General features: G+C 63.9%; 19 protein-coding genes. 8 read left to right on the forward strand and 11 right to left on the reverse strand.

Annotated elements, in window-relative coordinates; translation table 11 throughout:
- Positions 1–674 precede the first annotated feature (674 nt).
- Positions 675–1,565 (reverse strand): LysR family transcriptional regulator, encoded by an 891-nt coding sequence (locus ISS97_RS03680; RefSeq protein WP_379986397.1) that lies wholly within the window; start codon positions 1,563–1,565, stop codon positions 675–677.
- A gap of 115 nt (positions 1,566–1,680) precedes the next feature.
- On the opposite strand from ISS97_RS03680, the gene ISS97_RS03685 reads away from it, so the two are divergent.
- Together ISS97_RS03685 and ISS97_RS03690 are read left to right on the forward strand one after the other, a co-directional pair.
- Positions 1,681–2,562 carry an MBL fold metallo-hydrolase gene (locus tag ISS97_RS03685; RefSeq protein ID WP_379986395.1) on the forward strand — a complete coding sequence of 294 codons (882 nt, stop codon included), beginning with the start codon at positions 1,681–1,683 and terminating at the stop codon, positions 2,560–2,562.
- Between the two features lie 78 nt (positions 2,563–2,640).
- The gene (locus ISS97_RS03690) at positions 2,641–3,282 is read left to right on the forward strand and encodes an NAD(P)-dependent oxidoreductase (RefSeq protein WP_379986394.1); all 642 of its coding nucleotides are present in this window, start codon (positions 2,641–2,643) and stop codon (positions 3,280–3,282) included.
- Positions 3,283–3,715: 433 nt separating this feature from the next.
- On the opposite strand, the gene ISS97_RS03695 is transcribed toward ISS97_RS03690, so the two are convergent.
- Genes ISS97_RS03695 through ISS97_RS03705 form a run of 3 tightly spaced genes read right to left on the reverse strand, consistent with a single transcriptional unit; the run spans position 3,716 to position 7,038 of the window.
- Positions 3,716–4,321: a c-type cytochrome gene (locus ISS97_RS03695; RefSeq protein ID WP_379986393.1), complete on the reverse strand. Its 606-nt coding sequence runs from the start codon at positions 4,319–4,321 to the stop codon at positions 3,716–3,718.
- 9 nt (positions 4,322–4,330) lie between these two features.
- Positions 4,331–5,311: a copper resistance protein B gene (locus ISS97_RS03700; RefSeq protein WP_379986391.1), complete on the reverse strand. Its 981-nt coding sequence runs from the start codon at positions 5,309–5,311 to the stop codon at positions 4,331–4,333.
- The gene (locus tag ISS97_RS03705) at positions 5,308–7,038 is read right to left on the reverse strand and encodes a copper resistance system multicopper oxidase (RefSeq protein WP_379986389.1); all 1,731 of its coding nucleotides are present in this window, start codon (positions 7,036–7,038) and stop codon (positions 5,308–5,310) included. The genes ISS97_RS03700 and ISS97_RS03705 overlap by 4 nt, the downstream gene beginning before the upstream one ends.
- Positions 7,039–8,073: 1,035 nt before the next feature.
- On the opposite strand from ISS97_RS03705, the gene ISS97_RS03710 reads away from it, so the two are divergent.
- The 3 genes from ISS97_RS03710 (at position 8,074) to ISS97_RS03720 (ending at position 10,525) form a co-directional block, all read left to right on the forward strand.
- Positions 8,074–8,961: a 23S rRNA (adenine(2030)-N(6))-methyltransferase RlmJ gene (locus ISS97_RS03710; RefSeq protein ID WP_379986387.1), complete on the forward strand. Its 888-nt coding sequence runs from the start codon at positions 8,074–8,076 to the stop codon at positions 8,959–8,961.
- A gap of 87 nt (positions 8,962–9,048) precedes the next feature.
- Positions 9,049–9,561: a Slp family lipoprotein gene (locus ISS97_RS03715; protein WP_379986386.1), complete on the forward strand. Its 513-nt coding sequence runs from the start codon at positions 9,049–9,051 to the stop codon at positions 9,559–9,561.
- Between the two features lie 55 nt (positions 9,562–9,616).
- Positions 9,617–10,525, forward strand: a complete 909-nt coding sequence (locus ISS97_RS03720; protein ID WP_379986384.1) for a cation diffusion facilitator family transporter — start codon at positions 9,617–9,619, stop codon at positions 10,523–10,525.
- A 1-nt stretch (position 10,526) separates the two neighbouring features.
- Here the strand turns inward: ISS97_RS03720 and ISS97_RS03725 are convergent, their stop codons facing one another.
- On the reverse strand, positions 10,527–10,916 hold the full coding sequence (locus ISS97_RS03725) for a VOC family protein (protein ID WP_379986382.1): 390 nt from the start codon (positions 10,914–10,916) through the stop codon (positions 10,527–10,529).
- 31 nt (positions 10,917–10,947) lie between these two features.
- A complete protein-coding gene (locus tag ISS97_RS03730; RefSeq protein WP_379986380.1) occupies positions 10,948–11,331 on the reverse strand; it encodes an MmcQ/YjbR family DNA-binding protein in 384 nt (127 codons plus the stop codon).
- Positions 11,332–11,544: 213 nt separating this feature from the next.
- On the opposite strand from ISS97_RS03730, the gene ISS97_RS03735 reads away from it, so the two are divergent.
- Positions 11,545–12,156 (forward strand): GNAT family N-acetyltransferase, encoded by a 612-nt coding sequence (locus ISS97_RS03735; protein WP_379986378.1) that lies wholly within the window; start codon positions 11,545–11,547, stop codon positions 12,154–12,156.
- 112 nt (positions 12,157–12,268) lie between these two features.
- Entirely contained in the window at positions 12,269–15,721 is a 3,453-nt protein-coding gene (gene mfd / locus ISS97_RS03740) for a transcription-repair coupling factor (protein WP_379986376.1), read from the forward strand.
- A 117-nt stretch (positions 15,722–15,838) separates the two neighbouring features.
- Here mfd and egtD read toward each other — a convergent pair whose 3' ends face one another.
- Positions 15,839–16,819, reverse strand: coding sequence for an L-histidine N(alpha)-methyltransferase (gene egtD, locus ISS97_RS03745; RefSeq protein ID WP_379986375.1), 981 nt, complete (start codon positions 16,817–16,819; stop codon positions 15,839–15,841).
- Positions 16,820–16,831: 12 nt separating this feature from the next.
- Positions 16,832–18,082, reverse strand: coding sequence for an ergothioneine biosynthesis protein EgtB (gene egtB / locus ISS97_RS03750; RefSeq protein ID WP_379986373.1), 1,251 nt, complete (start codon positions 18,080–18,082; stop codon positions 16,832–16,834).
- Between the two features lie 209 nt (positions 18,083–18,291).
- Here egtB and ISS97_RS03755 point away from each other — a divergent pair, with 209 nt between their 5' ends.
- Positions 18,292–18,744, forward strand: coding sequence for a DUF6491 family protein (locus ISS97_RS03755; RefSeq protein WP_379986371.1), 453 nt, complete (start codon positions 18,292–18,294; stop codon positions 18,742–18,744).
- Positions 18,745–18,814: 70 nt separating this feature from the next.
- On the opposite strand, the gene ISS97_RS03760 is transcribed toward ISS97_RS03755, so the two are convergent.
- The 3 genes from ISS97_RS03760 to ISS97_RS03770 form a co-directional block, all read right to left on the reverse strand.
- Entirely contained in the window at positions 18,815–19,219 is a 405-nt protein-coding gene (locus ISS97_RS03760; RefSeq protein ID WP_379986370.1) for a hypothetical protein, read from the reverse strand.
- Between the two features lie 63 nt (positions 19,220–19,282).
- Positions 19,283–21,469, reverse strand: coding sequence for a bifunctional 23S rRNA (guanine(2069)-N(7))-methyltransferase RlmK/23S rRNA (guanine(2445)-N(2))-methyltransferase RlmL (gene rlmKL / locus ISS97_RS03765; protein WP_379986369.1), 2,187 nt, complete (start codon positions 21,467–21,469; stop codon positions 19,283–19,285).
- The gene (locus ISS97_RS03770; RefSeq protein WP_379986367.1) at positions 21,466–21,993 is read right to left on the reverse strand and encodes an alpha/beta hydrolase; all 528 of its coding nucleotides are present in this window, start codon (positions 21,991–21,993) and stop codon (positions 21,466–21,468) included. Before ISS97_RS03770 ends, rlmKL begins: the two co-directional genes overlap by 4 nt.
- Positions 21,994–21,995 lie beyond the last annotated feature (2 nt).

Here is a 21,995-nt window from a genome sequence, read left to right on the forward strand (position 1 = left end):
CCAAGACGGCATCTACGACCTCTTCTTCGCCCACCACTGCCTTGCCAGTATCGACCTGCGCGAGGCCGACTAAACTGTTACCTATGTCCTGGCACGTTTGTTACCCATGTGTCCGGTCCATACACTGACCCAAAGAGAAAGTAACCAAAGAGAAATGGTCTAGAAGAGCGCGGCATGCTTTGTAGCTATGCCTTCTCCAGTGTCAGACGTCGGGATGTTCTTGCCTTTGCTCGTGCCCCCTCCTCTGCTTGCGACGCGAAGCTAGTCCCGTGGGACAGGGGAGGGTTGGGGAGGGGTGAGTACTTGAGAAAGCGTTTAGGGAAAGGCTGTCACAAGGGCTTACCCCCTCCCGGCCTCCCCCTGCGAGCAGGGGGAGGAGAAAAGTGCGCGGCTCTGACGACGCCAATCAGATCCAGACGAGAGAGTAAGCAGAGAAGCCTTCCAGATGCCTGACACTGGAGAAGGCGCAGCTACAAAGCCCACCGCCTGCTCTTCAGGCCATTTCTCTTTGGTTACTTTCTCTCTAGGCCCCCTCGGGGGGTTGGGTCAGCAAAGAGAAAGTGACCCGGACCGCGGCAGCGAGGCGGAACGCCCGCTGCGTAAGCGGCCAGGTCGCGATAACCCAACCTGGAGAGCACGAATCAAGGTGCCTAATCAGAGATTTTACACAGCCTCTAAGGCGTCTTGCCTTGCAAGTGGTCGATAAAGGCGCGCACTTTCGCCGGCGCCTTGCGCCCCGGATACACCGCATGGATACCGCCTTCCGGCAGTCGGTATTGCGCCAACAGTGCCACCAGGCTGTCGGCGCGGATGTCTTCTTCCACCAGATAGTCCGGCAATACCGCTACACCGGCACCTGCCAGCACCAGGCCACGTACCGCCGCGGCGTTGTTGGCCTGCGCGGCCTGGCGCATGCGCACGGTGCGGCGCGCGCCGCCTTGCGCAGTGAAGGTCCAGCGCAACGGTGTCGGCAGGGCCGACATGGCGATACCGCGATGTGCAGGGAGATCTTCCGGCCGACGCGGCGTGCCTTGCTCGGCAAGGTACGCTGGCGACGCGACCAGGAGCTGGCGAAAACCACCGAGGCGTGTGGCGCGTAATGAGGAATCGCGCAGCCAGCCGCCGCGGATGGCGAGATCGAAGCGCTCGGCGATGACGTCGCTGATGTGATCGCTGAGTACCAGATCCACCTGCACCGCGGGATACAACCGCATGAAGCTCGCCAGCTTGGGTGCGACCACGGCGATGCCGTAATCGAGCGAGGTCGTGAGCCGTAGCGTGCCGCGCGGCATGTCGTGGCTTTCGCCCACGCGTTCGATGGCGGCCTCAGCGTCGGCCAGGATGCGCACGCAGTCGGCATGAAAGGTGACGCCGGCTTCGGTCAGCGACATGCGCCGCGTACTGCGCACCAGCAAGGTCACGCCAAGCTCCTGCTCCAGCCGCGCCACATGCTGGCTGACCATCGCCTTGGTCATGCCCAGCTGTTCGGCCGCCGCCGTGAACGAACCCGCGCGCACCAGCGCGGTAAACACCGCCAGTCGGTTGAGGTTGATCTCGTGCGCCATGGAAAACTCCACTGTCAACTGATACTTTACAGTGAATTCGCATTTGATACGTATATCCGTATCAATGATCGGCGCATGCTGTGTTCACTTCAAAACCCCTGGACTGAGGTTTCCCATGCGCACGCTCCGCACCGCCCTGATGCTCTCGCTTGCCCTGACCGGCATCGCCGGCGCGGCCCAGGCGAAAGAGCAACCGCTCACGCTGGATGTCTATAACGCCGGCGACAAGGCGATCTTCCCGGTCACCTCCGTACTGGTCGAAGGCGAACACGATGCCGTGCTGATCGACGCGCAGTTCGCCCGCGGCGACGCGCAGAAACTCGTCGACAAGATCAAGGCTTCGGGCAAGCGCCTCACCACCATCTATATCAGCCACGGCGATCCGGACTATTACTTCGGCCTCGATGTGCTGCACGCCGCTTTCCCCGACGCGAAGATCGTCGCGAGCAAGCCAACGGTGGCACACATCCAGGAAACCGCGAAGGCCAAGCTCGCCTACTGGGGTCCGATCCTGAAACAGGATGCGCCTGCCTTAACGCTGACGCCCGATGTGCTCGCCAGCAACAGCCTTACGCTGGAAGGCCGCAAGCTGGATGTGATCGGCCTCGACGGTCCCACGCCCGACCGCAGCTTCGTATGGATCCCTTCGCTCAAGACAGTGGTAGGCGGTGTGGTGGTGTTCGGCAACCTGCATGTATGGATGGCCGATACACAGACACCCAAATCGCATAAGCAATGGCTGGCGACGCTCGATCGCATCGAAGCGCTGAAGCCGGTCAAGGTCGTGCCCAGCCACTATCAGGCTGGCAGCCCGTTCGACCTCAGCCAGGTGCGCTACACCCGCGACTACATCAAGGCCTACGACACCGAAGCCGCCAAGGCCAAGGATGCCGCCGCACTGGTTGCCGCGATGGAAAAACGCTATCCGCAGGCCGGCGAGAAGTCTTCGCTGGAACTGAGCGCCAAAGTCAGCAAGGGCGAGATGAAGTGGCCTTGAGCCACGACACCGCCACATCGCTACATCTCACCCGCTCCAATCAAACATGTACCAACCCGTTCGCTCCAGGAGATCTTCATGAAAATCGCACTGTTCGGCGCTACCGGTCATATCGGCCAAGGCATCCTCGACGAAGCGCTGTCGCGCGGCTATGACGTGGTCGCCGTCGTACGCGATCCCGCGCGCCTGCCGCAGAAAAACGCCAAGCTCACCGTAGTGACCGGCGATGTTTCGAACGCGTCCACCTGGCTTGACGCCGTGCATGGCGCCGACGCCGTCGTCGCCAGTCTTTCCGCCCGTCGCGACGGCAACCTCGACAGCGTGCCCGGCAACGCCAACGTATTGCTCGACAATCTGCCGAAGGCCGGCGTCAAGAGCCTGCTGTGGGTCGGCGGCGCCGGCACACTGGAAGTCGCCCCCGGCAAGCGCGTCATCGACGACCCGCACTTCCCCGCCGAGTGGAAGCCGGAAGCCGAAGCCCAGGGCAAGGCACTCGCTGCATTCCGCGCCAGCAAGTCGCCGGTGGAGTGGACCTACATCAGCCCCGCCGCACTGATCCAGCCCGGCGACCGCACCGGCAAATACCGCGTCGGTGGCGAGCAGCTGCTGGTCGACGCCGAAGGCAACAGCAAGATCTCCATCGCCGACTACGCCGTCGCGCTGCTCGACCGCATCGAGAAGCAAGACGCCGCCAACCGCCGCATCACCGTCGCTTACTAAGCGCCGCGGTGATGTAAGGAGGTGCAGTGAGAGAAGCTGCGTAATAGCAACGCGATCTCAAGTACTTACCCCTCCCCAACCCTCCCCTGCGAGCAGGGGAGGGAGCAAGAGCGAAGCGCAGCAATCAGGCCCAAACGAAAACCACCCGACGCCTGACACTGGAAAAGGCGGAGCTACAGAGCACACCGCCTGCTCTCAGGCCATTTCTCTTTGGTTACTTTCTCTTTGGGCCAGCAAAGAGAAAGTGACCCGGCTCGCGGCAGCGAGTCGGAAGCCCGCGGCAGGCGAGCCAGCGCACGCAGACGCGACAACCGAAGCGACAACGCCCTGGATTCCGGCCTTCGCCGGAATGACGAAATAGAAACGTCGTCGCAAGGGTCGAACCCTCACCCCAGCTCATCTCCCGAAGGGAGAGGGAGAAAAGCGCGACGCCTCAGTGCGCGTGATCAGCACCACCCTCAGGCACAGAAGACGCACTCGCCGGATGATCATCATCGTCATGATGATGCATCCCATGCCCACCCCCGTGCCCATCATCCCCCGCCATCCCTGCCATTCCCTCAAATCCCGCCTCATCCAACTCCGGCAACCGCTTCACAAACGCCACCATTTCCCAGATCGCCGCATCGTCATGACTGCGCCCCCACGCCGGCATCGCACTCATCTTGATGCCGTGCTTGATCACCCAGAACGCCTGCGCCGGATCATGCACACCATGCCGCGCCAGATCCGGCGGCTGCGGATACAGACCCTCGCGCAGCTCAGTGCTGCGCATGCCCGGCGTGAGATGACATGCGGCGCACATTTCGGCATAGCGGCGCGCACCGCTGCGAATGCGTGCGGGATCGTCCAGATCGGGCACAGCGATACCCGCTGACTGACGAGCGATCGAACGATCGCGCAAAACGCCAACCAGTTTTTCAGTGAGCGGCCAGTGCGGCCGGTCGGCGCCGATGTCGTAGACACCGGAAGCCACGAAGCCTGACGCGACGATCAGCGCCAGCAAGAGCACCACAAACAGCATCTTGAACGTTTTCATGATCGATCCTCAGAACCAAAGCCGGACGCCGGCCACCCAGGTGGTTTCACGCGCAGATTCATGGCCAAGCATGTCGCGGCCTGCGAAGCGCCGCGTCCAGTTCACGCCGACATACGGTGCGAAGCGGCGACTGAATTCGTAGCGAAGGCGCAGGCCGGCTTCCATGTCGGACAGGCCCGAGCGAATGCCGCGGCGCGGGTCGTCCTTGCCGTAGAAATTCAGCTCCAGCTCCGGTGCAAGAATCAGGCGCTGGGTGAAACGCAAGTCGTAGCTGGCTTCCAGCCGCAAGGCCGTCCTGCCCTGTGGCCCGGCGTAGAACGTCGCCTGGGTTTCGAACCAGTACGGCGCCAGTCCCTGTACACCGGCGGCCAGCCATTGACGATTCGGCCCCTGGCCGAAATCGTGGCGTACGCCGAGCTGCCAGTCCCAGAAAGTACTCCAGGCGTGGCCCCACAACACTTCGGCGCGAGCGTCGCGCGTGCCTTCGTTGCTGCGTTCGCCTTCGGTACGCAGCCAGACGCGGTCGATATCGCCGCCCCACCAGCCTTCGGCCTGCCACGCCGTGGCGTAGTCGCCGCGGATGCTGCGCGTGCGCTCAAGGCGATCGAACAGCCACATGCCGCGATTGGCGAGATCATGCATCTGCATCATGTCAGCCATGTGTTCGGGCGACATCGCGCCAAGCTGGGTCGCGGGTGGCGGTGGAGGGATATGTCCGTTCGGCGGCAATGCCGATGGTGCAGGCATCTCCATCGAATGCCCCGCGTGATCGGTTGCCGGCTCGGTGGCTTCCTGCTGCGCCTGGCCCATGCCTGGCATACCGTCCATGGCCATGCCGTCATGCGACATGTGCTCGTGCTTCGTTGGTTTCTTCTTGGCCGGCGATGTTTCCGCGTGATGACGTTCGTGCCCCGCCATCGTGTCTTGTGCGGCCACACCTCCCGACATGGCCAGACACAGCGCGGCAATACTCACAGTCAGTCGGTTCATGCCACCACCACTTCGCGGAACATGCCCGCTTCCATGTGATAGAGCAGATGGCAGTGATAGGCCCAGCGCCCCAGGGCATCGGCGCTTACCCGATAGCTGACCTGCTGCGCAGGCTGCACCACCAGCGTGTGTTTGCGCACCTGAAATTCACCGTGCGGATTCTCCAGCTCGCTCCACATGCCATGCAGGTGGATGGGGTGGGTCATCATGGTGTCGTTCACCAGGGTGATCCGCACGTGCTCGCCGTATTTCAGCCGCAACGGTTCGGCGTTGGAGAAACGCGTGCCGTCGAAGGACCACAGATAGCGCTCCATATTGCCGGTGAGGCGAAGCGTCAGTTCGCGATCCACGCGCGGCGAGATCGGTGCATCGATGGCGTGCAGATCCGCGTAGGTCAACGCGCGTCGTCCGGTATCGCGCAGGCCGACGCCCGGGTCGTCTAGATTGGTGCGCGGCTGCGGTACGCGCATATCCACTTCCACACCGGTCTTGAGTGGCTGCATGGGCATCGCATGCCCCATCGCCATGTGGTCCGCCATCCCCTCCATGCCTTGGCCCATGTCGTGGCCCATGCCGCCGTGCGACATCGAGCCCATCATGTCGCCCATGCTCAGCAACGGACGTGGATCGAGCGGCGGCACATCCGCCACCATGCCTGCGCGCGGCGCCAGCGTGGCGCGCGCATAGCCGGTGCGGTCCATGCTTTGCGCAAAGATGGTCCATGCGCGGTCGGCCGACGGTTCAACGATGACGTCATAGGTCTCCGCCGTGGCGATGCGGAACTCGTCCACACTCACCGGCTCCACCGGCTGCCCGTCCGCGGCGACCACGGTCATCTTCAAACCGGGAATACGCACGTCGAAGAAAGTCATCGACGAGCCGTTGATAAAGCGCAGCCGCACCTTTTCGCCCGCGTTGAACAGGCCAGTCCAGTTGCCGGCCGGCGCGTGCCCATTGGCGAGATACGTGTAGGCCATAGCGGATACGTCGGCCAGATCGCTCGGGTCCATGCGCATCTGTTGCCACATGCGCCGTTCGGCAAGCGCCTGCGACAAACCCTGGCGTTGTGCGTCGCGCAGGAAATCGCCGGCGGTCTGCTTGCCGATGTTGTAGTAGTCGCTCTGCTTCTTGAGGTTGGCGTAGATCCGCTCGGGATCGGTATCCGTCCACTCGCTCAACAGAATCGTGTAGTCGCGTTGTGCAGGATGATGCTCGCTATCGCGCGGCTCGATCACGATGGGCCCGTACAGCCCGACCTGCTCCTGGAAACGCGAGTGGCTGTGATACCAGTACGTGCCCGCCTGATTCACAGTGAAGCGATAGAGATATTCGCCACCGGGAGGAATGCCCTCGAAACTCACCCCCGGCACACCATCCATATCCGCCGGCAGGATGATGCCGTGCCAGTGAATGGAACTGGTCACCGCCAGACGATTGCGCACGCGCAAGGTCACCGTCTCACCCTGGCGCCAACGCAACAGCGGCGCAGGCAATTGACCGTTGACCACCGTAGCGATGCGCTTACGCCCGGTGTAATCCACCGGCAGCTCACCAATCTCCAACTCAAAATGATTGCCGCTCAGTTCAGCGCGCGGCATCGCCGCCGCCGACTGCGCGAACGCACTCCCGCGCCACAAACCCAGCCCGGCGGCCACACCGCCCAGTACCAGGCCCTGCACGAATTGCCGACGCGGCAAATAGATGCCACGAGGATCCTGCTTATTCATGAAATGACTCCGTCATGCACACACCTGCCACAAAGGCAGGAAACAGCGGCCGACACGAAACCGGCCGCACGCTGCGGAGATCAGACGGCCGGAGGCCTTAAAGGAGGCTTGCTTGCCGGTTGCGGCATGTCGTTCCGCGGCTGCGGCAACCCTTGCGCCCGCGGCAAGACAGACGATGCAGTGAGAGCCGCCACACCAGGCAGCGTCGCCGGCGCATGCGTACAAACGCAATCGCCCGCCACATGACCCACAGCATGGTCACCATGATGATCCGTGCCATGCACGCCAGCGTGACCCTCCATCGCCATCACACCAGCCGCGCCAGCCTGCCCATCACAGCAACCACCCTGCGCCCACGCCATGCTCACCAGCATCAACCACGCACACAGCGCCAGCACCAAAGGCAGGCGGCAGCGACGCAGATGCGGGAGGAAACGGCGGGACATAGCGGTGAGCATAGCCACCCTGCGCGAACCCGAACAACTCTGGAGGAGGCTCCAAGCGGCGACAGCTGCGCACTTCCCACTAGAAACGGCAAGCCGAGCACCCACCCCTCACCCCAACCCTCTCCCCGGAGGGGAGAGGGAGCAGTTGCTCTGAAAGGCGATGCGCAAGCGAGCCCGTAACGGGTCCCCTGTGGAGCGGTGAGGGTTGGACGATCAGGCCCCGAAGGGGGCGCAGGCAGGGATGCCTGCGCCTTTTCGACACGACAGGGATGTCGTGTCGAAATGCCCGGCCAACCCTCACGGACCCGCCCCACGGGACTAGCTTCGCGCCGCAGGCGAAGCCGGAGGGCGCGCAAGAGGGGTGCCCTCTCTTTTGGTTACTTTTCTCTGGGCAAGCAGAGAAAAGTAACTCGGCTCGCGGCAGCGAGACGAAACCCCGCCGCAGGCGGACCCGTGCGAGACAACGCGACAACCGAGCGACTACGCCACTGGATTCCGGCCTTCGCCGGAATGACGAAGTAGGGGTGCCCAAACACCCCACCCCCAAACGCAACCTATAATTGCCAACCCTCCCAGGCGCAGCCCCAAAATGAACTACCGCCACGCCTACCACGCCGGCAACTTCGCCGACGTCCTCAAACACACCGTCCTGCTGGCCCTCATCGAAGCGCTGCAAGCCAAGCCCACCCCGTTCTGCGTGATCGACACCCACGCCGGCAGCGGCTGCTATGCCCTGGACAGCGCCGAGGCCGGCAAGACCGGCGAATACAAGGACGGCATCGCGCGCCTGCTGTTTCCCGACATGCATCAGACCGACGCGACACACACCGGCGCCCTGCCGCCGCTGCTGCGGCGCTGGCTGGATGCGATCCTCGCCCTTCCCGGCAACGAAGACGGGTTGAAGCTCTATCCAGGTTCGCCCTTGCAGGCGGCCAACGCCATGCGCGCAGAGGACAGTGCACAACTGTGCGAACTGCACCCCGAAGAAGCGACGCGCCTGCGCGAGTTGTTCCGCAACGACCACCGCGTGCACGTGCATGAGCGCAATGGTTACGAGGCACTAAAGGCGTTGCTGCCGCCGAAGGAAAAGCGCGGACTGGTGCTGATCGATCCGCCTTATGAAGCACAGGAAGCGGAGTACCGCATCATCGAACAGGCCTTGAAGGCAGCGCTACAACGCTGGCCGACGGGTGTCTACGCGGTGTGGTATCCGATCAAGCAGCGCAGCCAGGTGCAACCGTTCCTGCGCTGGGCCCAGCGCAGCGGCTCGCGCCGTGTGCTGCGCGCCGAATTGCTGGTACATCCGGACGACTCGCCGCTGCGGCTCAACGGCTCGGGCATGGTGATTTTCAACGCGCCGTGGAAGCTGGACGAAACGCTGCGCGAACCCTTGCGCGCGATGAGCCGTCTGCTATCGAAAGAACGTCCGGCCACCTGGCATTTGGACTGGCTGATGACGGATTCCACCGGCGGCTGACCCACGGGCTTGCAGGCGTCTACCGCGCATCGGCGGCGAAGGCTAAGCTTTGCCTGTCGTCCCGCTAAAGCGAACTGGAGATCGATCATGCGCGCCCTTACTGCCCAATCACTCCTTCGCGCGGCCCTGCCCGCTTCGCTGCTGTGGCTGGCCGCCTGTGCGCCGGCGCCGATCTACAAATCCACCGGCACCATTGCCGCCGCACCGTTCAATGTGGCCGAGACACCGGAGCGTTACGCCAATGCCGATGTGGTCTGGGGCGGCCGCATCGTGTCGGTACGCACGCTGGCCGATCGCAGCGAGATCGAAGTACTCGCCTACCCACTGGATGGCTCGCAGCGGCCCAAGGCCGGCGACAGCGGCATCGGCCGCTTTGTCGCCGTGATGCCGGGTTTTGTGGAGCCGCTGAATTATCCCGACGGTGGATTGATCACCGTACAGGGCCGCCTGACCGGCAGCCGCGCGGGCAAGGTGGGGGAAGCCAACTACGTGTTCCCGCTGGTGGGCGTGGGGCAATCGCATGTGTGGAGCGCCAGCGAGATGAATAGCGGCAAGAACAACGTGCACTTCGGCGTCGGTCTGGGCGTAGGTATCCGCTGAGGCCAGCCCGCTGGGCATGGTTTGAATCAATCACTGTTTCAGGGAAAGGAACCCGATGTCCGGCCACGCCAATTCGCTGAAGGCGATCCTGCTCGCGCTCGGCGCCAACTTCGCCATCTTCGTCAGCAAACTCGCGGCAGCGATTCTTACGGGCTCCAGCGCCATGCTGGCCGAAGCGGTGCACTCACTGGCTGACTGCGGCAATCAGGGCCTGTTGCTGTTCGGCATGCGCCAGGCAAAGCGTGCGCCGACGGAGGAATATCCGTTGGGCTGGGGACGCGCGCTGTATTTCTGGTCGTTCCTGGTGGCGATCCTGTTGTTCAGCGTCGGCGGCGTGTTCTCGATCTATGAGGGCGTGCACAAACTCGGTTCGCCCGAGCCGCTGCAGCGGCCGTGGCTGGCCGTCGGCGTGCTGGTGTTCGGTCTCGTCATGGAAAGCATCTCCATGCGCGGCTGCATGCAGGAGGTGAACAAGGCGCGCGAAGGCCGCGGCTTGTGGCAATGGTTCCGCGAGACACGCTCGAGCGAGTTGCTGGTGATTTTCGGCGAGGATCTGGCCGCCCTGCTCGGCCTGGCCCTGGCCCTGCTCGCCGTGGTGGCGACCATCCTCACCGGCAACCTGATGTTCGACGCGCTCGGCACGATCGCCATCGGCGTGCTGCTGGTGGCGGTCGCCATCGCTGTGGCGGTGGAGGTGAAGGCGCTCTTGATCGGCCAGGGCGTCGAGCCGCAGCGGCGCGAGGCATTGCTGGCTTTTCTCAACGAGCGCCCCGAGGTCGAAGTGGTGCTCAACCTGATCACGCTGCAGTTGGGCCCTGACGTGATGGTGTCGGTCAAGGCCCGTATGAATCCGACGGCGGACAACCGCACGCTGATCCAGAACATCAACGCGGTGGAGCGCGCGATGAAGGCGCAGTTCCCGGACGTGCTGTGGAGTTTCTTCGAGCCGGACCTGACCGACTGAGTTACTTGCGCTGCAACAGATCCCACTTGTTGCCGTACAGATCCTGGAACACCACAACGTTGCCATAGACTTCTTCGCGCGGCTCTTCGCAGAACACAGCGCCCGCGGCCTTCATGCGCTGATAGTCGCGCCAGAAATCATCGGTATGCAGGAACAGGAACACGCGCCCACCGGCCTGGTTGCCGACGCTGGCGTGCTGCTCTGGGGTAACGGCCTTCGCCAGCAGCAAGCGTGTTTCCTGCGAACCGGGCGGTGCCAGCAGCACCCAGCGCTTGTCTTCGCCGAGCTTGGTGTCTTCCAGCAATTCAAAGCCGAGTACGTGTGTGTACCAGGCGATCGCCTCGTCGTAATCAGCCACGACCAGGGCGAGGCCGCCGATATGTTGCTTCATGGGTGCTCCGGGTTGGATCAAGCGGCTCGAATCAGGCCGGCGGCAGCGGTGCCAGTTCGGCCTGCAGTTTCTTGGTGAGTTTGGAACGCACGAGGGTGTAGGAGGCGCGGACCAGTGCCTCCAGCTCGGACGTGTCGAAGCGCCGTGGCTCGGTAACCGCGATCCAGTGCGCCCGCGCCAGATACGGCGACGGGACCATGCCGAGCTGGTCGGTGAGCTCCAGGAAGCGTTCGTCGGCTACTTTCAGGGAGAAACGGCCACCTTCCGAGCCATCCGCCGGGGTGACCACGAACATCTTGCCGCCGACGCTGAACACCAGGTCCGCGCCCCATTTGATGTCACGGGTAACCCCCGGCCAGTGCCTGCAGAGCGCTTCCAGTTGCTTCACCGTGAGGCCCTTGCCCGTCTTGCCCATCGCCGTTCACTCCCTGCTGACGCCGGCCGACGGCCGGGGGGAGCATTCTGACGGCCGGGTCCGGCGCTGTCTGCCCCGGCCGGGGTGTCGGCCCATGCGGGGCCGCAACATTACGATCACGGCCTGCGTCGCAAAGCCGCATGAAATATGATTAAACCATAGGATTTCGTTCATGCTGCACTGCACACAGTACGGTAAAGTATGGACATGCTCATGATCCCTCTCTCCGATCTCGCCAACGCCACCAAGCGCCCGCTGCCGCCGCGCAGCCGCGAGCGTTTTGCCAGGCCCCAGCTCACCACGGCCACCGCCCCGGCCAAGGGCGAACAGGTGACGACTCGCGATGGACGCGAGTTGTGCCTGCGCGCCATCGAGCCGGGCGACGTGGCAGCCCTGCAACGCTGCTTCAAGCGCCTGTCGCCCGAGGACATCCGGCGCCGCTTCCTGCATGCCATGTCGGAACTGCCGGCATCGATGGCACAGCGCCTGTGCCGCATCGATCCGCAGATCGAGACCGCTTACGTGCTGATGGACGAATCGGAGCGACCTGCCGAGATGCGCGGCGTAGGCCGCATCTACGTGGACGAGGCCGCCGATAGCGCCGAATTCTCCGTGCTGGTGGAACACGACTGGACGCGTCTTGGCCTGGGTGCCCTGCTGATGCAGCGGCTGGTCGACGACTGCCGCCGTCGTGGCCTGTCGGAAATCTGGGGCTATGTGCTGCAGGAAAACCGGCCCATGCTCGAGCTGTGCAAAGAACTGGGCTTCACCCGCCGCCTGATGCCGGACGAGCCGGGCACCGCGCAGATTTCGCTGCGCCTCTGAACCACCCGACGCATTGAGTAAATCCCGCCCCGGTCTTTCGGGGCGGTCGCGTTACACTTGCCCGCTTTCACCAGCGCGGCCTATGGCGGCGCCACGGAACGCAGCGTTGCCCATGCCCAGCCTGATCCCGCATCCGCCCCTTCCCACTACGCCCAAGCAGCGCCGCTACTGGACGCCGCCCCACGGTTCGGCCCGCGCCCTGCTGGTGGCCGAAGCGGCCCGTTCGCACAACGGCCTGCTGGTGGCGGTGACGCGCGACACGCAACGCGCGCATGCGCTGGAAGATGAGCTGCGCATCTTCGCTGGCGGCCTGCCGGTGCTGCATTTTCCGGACTGGGAAACGCTGCCCTACGACATCTTCAGTCCGCATCCGGAGATCGTCTCGCAACGTATCGCCACCCTGTACAGCCTGCCGTCGACACAGAGCGGCGTGCTGGTGGTGCCGATCGCCACCTTGATGCAGCGGATCGCCCCGCATAGCCATATCACCGGCGCGGGACTGGTGTTGAGCAAGGGGCAGAAGCTCGACCTCTCCGCCGAACAGCGCCGACTGGAAGCGGCTGGCTATCGCAATGTGCCGCAGGTCGCCGAGCCGGGCGACTTCGCGGTGCGTGGCGCGCTGATCGATATTTTCCCGATGGGCACGGTCGAGCCATATCGCATCGAGTTGTTCGACGATGAAGTCGAGTCGATCCGCAGTTTCGATCCGGAAACCCAGCGCTCGCAGCATCCGGTGGATCGCGTGGAGCTGTTGCCCGCGCGCGAATTTCCGCTGACCGAAGAGGCCGCCAAGGAATTCCGCGGCAACCTGCGCGAACGCTTCCCCATCGATATCCGCCGCTGTCCGCTCTACCAGGACATGAAGGAGGGCGTGACGCCGGGGGGTATCGAGTATTACCTGCCCCTGTTCTTCAAGCAGACGGCGACGCTGTTCGATTACCTCGCTGACAACGCCACCTTCCTGCTTGGCGAAGGTGCGCTGGATGCCGCCGATCAGTTCTGGAACCAGACCGGCGAACGCTACGACCAGCGCGCGCACGACATTCAACGCCCGGTACTGCCGCCCGCCGAAATCTATCTGCCGCCCGAGCAGCTGCGCGAGCAGCTCAACCGCCGCCTGCGCGTGGAGATCGTGGAAAGCGGCCATGAGCATGCCGTATCAGCAGGTACGCAACCGGCGCCGGAGTTGCCGCTCAATCGCAAGGGCGAGGAACCGGGCACGTCATTGCGGCATTTCATGGCCAGCTATCCGGGCCGCGTACTGATCGCCGCCGATTCGGCGGGACGGCGCGAAGCGCTGATCGAAACCCTGGCTGCCGCTGGACTGAAGCCGGACAACATCGAAGGCTGGCAAAGCTTCGCTGCGGCGAACGGTGCGAAGTTCGCGATCACGATCGCCACGCTGGAACAGGGCTTCGCGCTGACCCAGCCAGCCATCACCGTACTGACCGAGCGCGAACTGTACGGCGAGCGCGTGCGCAGCGAGCGCAAGCGACGACGCGGCGCGGCGCGCGATCCCGACAGCATCATCCGCGACCTCACCGAGCTGACTATCGGCGCGCCCATCGTGCATGTCGATCATGGCGTGGGCCGTTATCAGGGCCTGGTTTCGATGGAACTGGGCGGGATGGAAGGCGAGTTCCTCACCATCGAGTACGCCAAGGGCGACAAGCTCTATGTACCGGTGGCGCAGCTCGGCCTGGTCAGCCGTTACACCGGCACCGCGCCGGAACTGGCGCCGCTGCATTCGCTGGGCGGCGACGCGTGGGAGCGCGCGCGCAGGAAGGCGGCAGAAAAGGTGCGCGACGTCGCCGCCGAACTGCTGGCGATCTATGCGCAGCGCGAAGCACGCGGCGGCGAATCGCTGCCGATCGATCGTCAGTTGATCGAGGAATTCGGCTCCAGCTTCCCGTTCGAGGAAACGCCAGACCAGGAACAAGCCATCGACGCCGTACTGGGCGACCTCGCCGCACCGCGTGCGATGGATCGCGTGATCTGCGGCGACGTGGGCTTCGGCAAGACCGAGGTGGCGCTGCGCGCCGCCTTCGCCGCGGCCACCGCCGGCAAGCAGGTCGCCGTGCTGGTACCCACCACCCTGCTCGCCCAGCAGCACTACCGCAACTTCGCCGACCGCTTTGCGGACTGGCCGGTGCGCGTAGATGTGCTGTCGCGTTTCAAATCCACCAAGGAAGTGAATGAGGCGCTCAAGCGCCTGGCCGACGGGCAGATCGACGTGATCATCGGCACCCACAAGCTGCTGCAGCCGGACATCAAGTTCAAGCAGCTTGGCCTGGTGATCGTGGACGAAGAACAACGCTTCGGTGTGCGCCAGAAGGAACAGTTGAAGAAGCTGCGCGCGGAAGTGGACCTGCTCACCATGACCGCCACGCCGATCCCGCGCACGCTCAATATGGCGATGAGCGGCCTGCGCGATCTGTCGCTGATCGCTACGCCGCCTGCGCACCGCATGGCTGTGCGCACCTTTGTTTCCGTGTGGGACCCGGCCACCATCCGCGAAGCATTCCAGCGCGAATTGCAGCGCGGCGGCCAGGTGTATTTCCTGCACAACGAAGTGGACAGCATCGAACGCAGCGCGCGCGAACTGGAAGAACTGATTCCCGAAGCGCGCATCGGCATCGCCCACGGCCAGATGGCCGAACGCGAGCTGGAACAGGTGATGGCGGACTTCCATCGCCAACGCTTCAACGTGCTGGTGTGTACCACCATCATCGAAACCGGCATCGACATCCCCACCGCCAACACCATCATCATCAATCGCGCCGACCGCTTCGGCCTGGCCCAGCTGCATCAGCTGCGCGGACGTGTGGGCCGCTCGCATCACCGCGCCTACGCCTACCTGGTGGTGCCCGATCGCAAGGCGATGACAGCCGATGCGGAAAAGCGCCTGGAAGCGCTGGCCTCGCTGGAAGAACTGGGCGCGGGCTTCACGCTCGCCACGCACGATCTGGAAATCCGCGGTGCCGGCGAGCTGTTGGGCGACGAGCAGTCCGGTCAGATCCAGGAGATCGGTTTCGGCCTCTACACCGAGCTGCTGGAACGTGCGGTGCGCGCACTCAAGTCGGGCAAGGTGCCGGATTTCGATCTCAGCTCCGAGCACGAGACCGAAGTGGAGTTGCATCTACCCGCGTTGATTCCCGACGATTATCTTCCCGACGTACACACGCGCCTGACGCTGTACAAGCGCATTGCCAGCGCACGCAACCAGGATGCTTTGCGTGACTTGCAGGTGGAGATGATCGATCGCTTCGGTCTGCTGCCAGATACCACCAAGCACCTGTTCGCCGTCGCGGATCTCAAGCTGATGGCCACACCATTGGGCATTCGCAAGCTCGACTTCGGCGCCAACGGTGGCCGCATCACCTTCCGCGAGAAACCCGAAGTAGAGCCGATGGCGATCATCCGCCTGATCCAGAGCCAGCCACGCGTGTACAAGCTGGATGGCCAAGACAAGCTCAGGGTGATCCTGGAACTACCCGGCGCCAGTGAGCGCATCCGCGCGGCGCAGGAAGTGCTGGTAGCGCTCGGAGCACGGCGGCCAGGCTGACACCTTTGGTAGGAGCGCACCCTGTGCGCGAACGCTCTGCGTGAGCAGCGCTGGCAACACGAGAGGAGCGCGGCCCGGATGGGCCGTTTCGCGCACAGGGTGCGCTCCTACAACGAGCTAGGCCACACCTTTCCGCACCAAATACTGCACGCTGAAGAGCACCTCCGGATCAAACCAGACCTGTGCAACCTCCAGCCCGGCCTTCGCCGCCATCCCCGCGAAATCCGCAGGCGAATACTTGCAGCTGTACTCCACCAACATCGCCTCGCCCTCGGCGAAGCTGGCCTGCATGCGACCCACGCGCACCTTTTGCTCGCACAAGCTGATGATGTGGGTCTCGATGCGCCCCGCCAGCGGGTTGTAGTGTGAGCGATGCCGGAACGCGGCTAGATTGAAATTACAGCCCAGTTCGCGATTGATCCGCGTCAGCATGTTGAGCGTGAATTCGGCGGTGACGCCGGCGCGATCGTTGTAGGCCGCTTCGATCGTCGCCACGTCTTTCTTCAGATCCGCGCCGACCAGAATGCCACCGGCCATGCCCATCTCATCGCGCATCTTGCGCAGCAACTGAATCGCTTCGCGCTGCTCGAAGTTGCCGATGGTGGAGCCGGGGAAATAGACGATCGTGCGGCGCGGTGCACGCGGGGGAATGGGTAAACGCAACGGGCGAGTGAAGTCGGCGTATAGCGGTTGCATGGGCAAGCGCGGAAACTGCTCGGCCATGCGCTCGACGCTGGCTTTCAGCGAAGCCGAGGCGATTTCCACCGGCACGTAGGACACCGGCGACGATAGGTGTTCGAGCAGCAAGCGCGTCTTGATGGCGTTGCCGCTGCCGTATTCGACCAGACGCACATCGGGGCCGAGCACATCGGCGATCTCCGCCGCATGCACATCGAGCAAGGCGATCTCGGCGCGGGTCAGGTAGTACTCGGGTTGTTCGCAGATCTGCTCGAACAGTTGCGAACCACGCTCGTCGTAGAACAGCCACGACGGCAGCTGTTTCAACTTGGCGCGCAGGCCGCGCTGGACGATTTCCAGCAGATCGCTGGCGGGCGGGCGACGGTCGTCGTCGCGCGGTTCAAAAGCTTGCAGACTCATCGGTACGTTCTCTCACCGGTCGCGGGCCAGACGCAGGCCGGCGAATTGCCAGCGCGCCTGTGGCGGAAAGAAGTTGCGGTAGCTGGCGCGGATATGGTCGTGCGGTGTGGCGCATGAGCCGCCACGCAGGATCCACTGACCACTCATGAATTTGCCGTTGTATTCACCCAGCGCGCCGGGCAGCGGCTTGAAGCCGGGATAGCTGACATAAGGCGAAGCGGTCCATTCCCATACATCGCCATACATCTGCAGCAGGCCCTCGCCGGAGGCGGCGCGTGGATGACGCGGCCGCTCATCGAGCAGATGGCCGCGTACCGGCAGGCGTTCGGCCGCGCTCTCCCACTCGGCCTCGGTGGGCAGCCGCGCACCGGCCCAGCGGGCGAAGGCGTCGGCTTCGTAGTAACTGAGATGGGCGACTGGCGCCGCCGGGTCGAGCGCCTGCACGCCGCCCAGGGTGAAGGCGCTGTCCAGATCGTCCTGCCAGTACAGCGGCTGCTGCCAGCCTTGCGTCTGCACCGTGGCCCAGCCGTCGGAGAGCCACAGCAGCGGTTCGCGATAGCCGCCATCCTGCACGAACATGCGGTACTCGGCGTTGTTGACTGGGCGGTTGGCGAGTTGGTGCGGCTGCAACAAAGTGCGGTGACGCGGGCCTTCGTTGTCGAAGGCGAAACCGTCGCCGGCGTGACCGATCTCGACGATGCCATCGCGGCCAGCGATGTAGCTCAGCGTCTCGGGCGTACCCAGTGGGTCCGCCACCATGCAGTCGTCATACGCAGGGCGCAGCGGGTTCATCCACAACGCATGTTTGATATCGGTAAGCAGCAGCTCCTGATGTTGCTGTTCGTGCTGCAGACCGAGTTCGACGATATCGGCCAGCGCAGGTTCGAGTCCGCGCGACAGCCGCTCCTCCATGGCGGTTTCAACCCGCTGGCGGTAGCCCCATACTTCGTCCAGGCTGGGGCGCGAGAGCAGCCCGCGTTGCGGCCGGGCATGCATCGGGCCGACCGTCTGGTAGTAGGAATTGAACAGGTAGTGCCACTCGGGATGGCGGGGCCGGAATGCCGGATCCCGCCCGAGCACGAACTGCTCGAAGAACCAGGTGGTATGCGCCAGGTGCCACTTCGTCGGGCTGGCGTCGGGCATGGACTGCACCATCATGTCCTCGGCGCTGAGACCCTGGCACAGAGCCAGGCTGCGCGCCCGTACCTGACGGAAGCGCTGCAACAGGCTTTCCGCCCGCGAAGCCGTGCCGGAGAGGGTCACGAGCGACCTCCGTCCATCATTTGCCGGGCCATATCGGTGTGTAGGGGAAGCCGCCAGGACCGCATGGCGCGTACCTTGCCGGAGGTATCGTTCACATTGCGTGATCCGACGATGGCAGATGCTTGACGGGCACCTGCCAAACCACGATCAAATGCGCGCGCAGTGCCACCGCAGTCCATGGAGTTTCACTCTACTCACGAGGTGATCCTATGAAAACTATCACCACCCTGCTGGTCGTTGCGATAGCGGCCGCCAGTGGATGGGCGCACGCCGACAACCCGGCGGAAGCGCACCAACCCCTGCGCCCGGTCAGCGACTGCATGCGCCCGGACCGCATCAATGCGTGGTACGTCGTGGATACACGCACCGCGATCGTCAGCAATGGCCCTAATTACTACCTGATCAAATTGCAGTCGGAGTGCCCGCGGCTGGGCATGGGCCAGAGCCTGCGCTTCAAGGCAAACGAGTCCAATCAGGCTGCCGGCATGGGTGCTATCTGCGGCGAGACCGGCGAGACCGTACATTCGCTGCCGCACCAGCCGCCGTGTGCGATCCAGTCGGTGAGCAAGATCGATAAGGATCAATTCAAGCGACTTGAAAAGAAAGCGATACACCACGGCAGCGGCGCCGACCAGCCGACCGTGCCGCCGCCTCATCCCTGAGTCCGGCGATCATTGAGACATAAAAAAAGCCCGGCCATCGGCCGGGCTTTTTCATGGAGCTTGCTGAAGATCAATAACCGTCATCGCGGATATAGCGCGTGGTGCGGTAACCGTCGTCATAGGTGACCGTGCGGGTTTCCACAACACGGCGGGTCACCACCGGCTCATCTTCGTAGTACACCGTCGCCGGCTGGCGATAGACCACCGGGGGTCCGTAGTACACCGGCGCCGGACGCAGCGCATCGGCAACTACACCTGCGACAACGCCGGTAACGATCGCACCAGCCACCCAGCGACCACCGGACCAATGCCCGCCGCCGCCGTGGTAATAACCCCCGCGATAACCATGATAGCCACCGCGGTAACCACCGCCCCAGCCATCGTGCGCGGATGCAGCCATAGGAGCTGCTACAGCAGCTGCCAGCGCCAGGCCGAGGGCCATCAGCTTGCCTGCACCACTAAAACGCTTGGTCATGACACACCTCCGTGAAGTACGACTTCATGCTGGGCTCGCAGCGCTTAATGTGGACTGAAAGGTTTACTTTTTAATCCGTGCCGTACTCCACGGATTTACCTCGGCGTCAGCGCGGTGCAACCGCAGCAGCCAGCAGCCGTGGATGTCGGACCGGCGGGCAAAGTCGAACGGGATGCTGGCGACGCTCCAGTCCTCGATCTGGAACCGCTCTTCCAGCGCGTTCCGGTCAAGTATGAAACGCCGGAAATTGTTGGAGAACACGATGGTTCCGTCGCTGGCCAGCCGCTCGGCGCAGGCCATCAGCAGGCGCACATGATCGCGTTGTACGTCGAAATCCTCGGCGCGCTTGGAGTTGGAGAAAGTTGGCGGATCGACGTAGATCAAACCGTAGCGCTCGCGGTCGCGCTGCAGGAATTCCATCGCATCAGCCTGCATCAGCCGGTGCTTCGTGCCGCTGAAACCGTTCAGGGCCAGATTGCGCGAGGCCCAATCCAGATAAGTCCCGGATAGATCCACGCTGGTGGTATCGCGCGCGCCGCCTGCGGCGGCATAGACACTGGCGGTGGCGGTGTAGGCAAACAGATTCAGGAAGCGGCGCCCGTTGGCCAGCTCACGCAGCTTGGCTCGCACCAGGCGATGGTCCAGGAACAGGCCCGTGTCCAGGTAATCGGTGAGATTGACCAGGAAGCCGAGCCCGCCCTCTTCCACTTCGATGAACTCGCCGCGCTGGTCGAAGTGGCCGTACTTGGAGCCGCCCTTGCCGCGCTCGCGGGTCTTCAGCGCGATGCGGTCGCGCGAAACGCCAAATACTTCGCCCGCCACGCGCACGATCTCGCGCAGACGCTGACGCGCCGTCTCGGCCGGGATCTCCGCGGGAGCGCGGTACTCCTGAACATGCAGCCAGATGTCGCCCTTGGCGTTGCCGTAAACATCGATGGCCGCCGCGTATTCGGGCATGTCCTGATCGTAGGCACGCCAGCAGTGGATACCTTCGCGCTCCAGGCGCTTGCGCAGATGCTTGGTGTTTTTCTCCAGGCGGTTCTTGAGCATCTGCGCGCCAGCCGATAGCGGCTTGGCTTCGCGCGGTGTTTCATCGCGCGCATGCAGTTCGAACAACAACAGCACGGTTTCCAGCGCACCGTTGTAGAGCGCGTATTTCTTGTCGGCACGCAATGGCATGGCGCGCCCCAATTCGGCGTCGCCCGCCAACACGGCAGCACGCCAACCGGCAAAGCGTGCGCGCAAGGTTTCACCCAAGGCACGGTAGAGCCGTGGCATCTCGTCGCGTTCACCCAGACGTTCGCCGTAAGGCGGATTGGTGATCACCAATCCAGCTGTCACACCGGGCGGCGGCGACACATGCAATGCGTCGTGCTTGTCCAGGGTGAAGAAACCAGCCACGCCGGCTTCCTGCGCATTGCGTTTGGCGGTCTGCACCATGCGGGCATCCGCATCGCTGCCGAAGAAGCAGCTGCGCATGGCGCGCAGGCCGGCATCGGCGCGCTGGCGGGCTTCTTCCAGCAGACCGCGCCACAAGGCGATGTCATGTTGCTGCCAGCCGAGGAAACCGAAGTAGTCGCGGCGCATACCCGGCGCAACGTCGGCCACCATCAGCGCGCCTTCGATCAGCAAGGTTCCGGAGCCGCACATCGGGTCGAGCAAGGCACCGCCTTGCGCATACATTTCCGGCCAGCGCGCGCGCAGCAGCATGGCCGCGGCAAGATTTTCCTTCAGCGGCGCTTCGCCCTGCACTTCGCGCCAGCCGCGACGATGCAGCGGCGAGCCGGCAAGATCGAGCGACAGAGTGGCGCGGTCGCGGCGAAGACGCAGGTTGATGCGCACGTCGGGCTCTTCGGTATCCACGCCCGGACGCGAACCGTCGCGCTGGCGAAACTGATCGACCACCGCGTCTTTCACGCGCTGGGCGATGAACTGACTGTGCGTGAGCTTGCTCATCGCCGTGCCGGCATCCACGGCGAGCGTGGCATGGGCGGCGAGGTGCGTGGACCAGTCGATGCTCTGTACACCGGCGTAGAGCGCGTCATCCGTCGCGGCATCGAATTCCGCCAGCGGCAACAGCACGCGACTGGCCAGGCGTGACCAAAGACAGGCGCGGTAAGCGGTTTCCAGCGTGCCGGAGAAATGCACGCCGGCTAGCACCTCGCGCACATCGGCAGCACCTAGCGCGACGAGTTCATCGCGCAGCAGATATTCCAGGCCCTTGGGGCAGGTAGCGAAGTAGGCGCTCACGCTGCCACCGCCAGCTGGTCGAGAAACAGGCGGAACTGTTGCGCAATCGTATCCACGTTCGCGCTGAGCCGATGGTCGTCATCCAGTATCAGCAAGGGCAATTGCCTGCGACCGGCGAATTCGTACATCTCGTCCAGCGGGCACACCTCATCGCGCCAGCCGTGGATCAGCACGGTGGGCACGTCCAGGCGCAGATCGAATGCGGATTCGAAACCTGGGATCGCCGCCGGTGTCGCCAGCAGGAATAGCCCGGCCACAGGACGCTCCAGCGAAGCCAGCCCGGACACGAAAGCGCCCATGCTCGAGCCCACCAGCACAGGCGGCGCCTCGAGCAATTCCATCGCGGCTCGCAGACGAGCGATCCGTGGCGCTACCGAGCCGGCGTGTCCACGGCGGTCGTCGTCGCGGTAATCGGGCCGCTGCGTGGACCAGCCCAGCGATTCGGCCAGTGCGGCCAGCACGCTGACCTTGGTGGCATCCGGACCGGAATCCGAACCGTGGGAAAGAATGATCTGGCCGCGCATCG

It is taken from the genome of Dyella koreensis (assembly GCF_044904565.1).
Taxonomy (GTDB): Bacteria; Pseudomonadota; Gammaproteobacteria; order Xanthomonadales; family Rhodanobacteraceae; genus Dyella_D; species Dyella_D koreensis.

Excerpts from the sequence above, each read along its gene's own strand:
- ISS97_RS03680 (WP_379986397.1), bottom strand. The coding sequence starts at position 1,565 with ATGGCGCACGAGATCAACCTCAACCGACTGGCGGTGTTTACCGCGCTG.
- ISS97_RS03685 (WP_379986395.1), top strand. The coding sequence starts at position 1,681 with ATGCGCACGCTCCGCACCGCCCTGATGCTCTCGCTTGCCCTGACCGGC.
- ISS97_RS03690 (WP_379986394.1), top strand. The coding sequence starts at position 2,641 with ATGAAAATCGCACTGTTCGGCGCTACCGGTCATATCGGCCAAGGCATC.
- ISS97_RS03695 (WP_379986393.1), bottom strand. The coding sequence starts at position 4,321 with ATGAAAACGTTCAAGATGCTGTTTGTGGTGCTCTTGCTGGCGCTGATC.
- ISS97_RS03700 (WP_379986391.1), bottom strand. The coding sequence starts at position 5,311 with ATGAACCGACTGACTGTGAGTATTGCCGCGCTGTGTCTGGCCATGTCG.
- ISS97_RS03705 (WP_379986389.1), bottom strand. The coding sequence starts at position 7,038 with ATGAATAAGCAGGATCCTCGTGGCATCTATTTGCCGCGTCGGCAATTC.
- ISS97_RS03710 (WP_379986387.1), top strand. The coding sequence starts at position 8,074 with ATGAACTACCGCCACGCCTACCACGCCGGCAACTTCGCCGACGTCCTC.
- ISS97_RS03715 (WP_379986386.1), top strand. The coding sequence starts at position 9,049 with ATGCGCGCCCTTACTGCCCAATCACTCCTTCGCGCGGCCCTGCCCGCT.
- ISS97_RS03720 (WP_379986384.1), top strand. The coding sequence starts at position 9,617 with ATGTCCGGCCACGCCAATTCGCTGAAGGCGATCCTGCTCGCGCTCGGC.
- ISS97_RS03725 (WP_379986382.1), bottom strand. The coding sequence starts at position 10,916 with ATGAAGCAACATATCGGCGGCCTCGCCCTGGTCGTGGCTGATTACGAC.
- ISS97_RS03730 (WP_379986380.1), bottom strand. The coding sequence starts at position 11,331 with ATGGGCAAGACGGGCAAGGGCCTCACGGTGAAGCAACTGGAAGCGCTC.
- ISS97_RS03735 (WP_379986378.1), top strand. The coding sequence starts at position 11,545 with ATGATCCCTCTCTCCGATCTCGCCAACGCCACCAAGCGCCCGCTGCCG.
- mfd (WP_379986376.1), top strand. The coding sequence starts at position 12,269 with ATGCCCAGCCTGATCCCGCATCCGCCCCTTCCCACTACGCCCAAGCAG.
- egtD (WP_379986375.1), bottom strand. The coding sequence starts at position 16,819 with ATGAGTCTGCAAGCTTTTGAACCGCGCGACGACGACCGTCGCCCGCCC.
- ISS97_RS03755 (WP_379986371.1), top strand. The coding sequence starts at position 18,292 with ATGAAAACTATCACCACCCTGCTGGTCGTTGCGATAGCGGCCGCCAGT.
- ISS97_RS03760 (WP_379986370.1), bottom strand. The coding sequence starts at position 19,219 with ATGACCAAGCGTTTTAGTGGTGCAGGCAAGCTGATGGCCCTCGGCCTG.
- ISS97_RS03770 (WP_379986367.1), bottom strand. The coding sequence starts at position 21,993 with ATGCGCGGCCAGATCATTCTTTCCCACGGTTCGGATTCCGGTCCGGAT.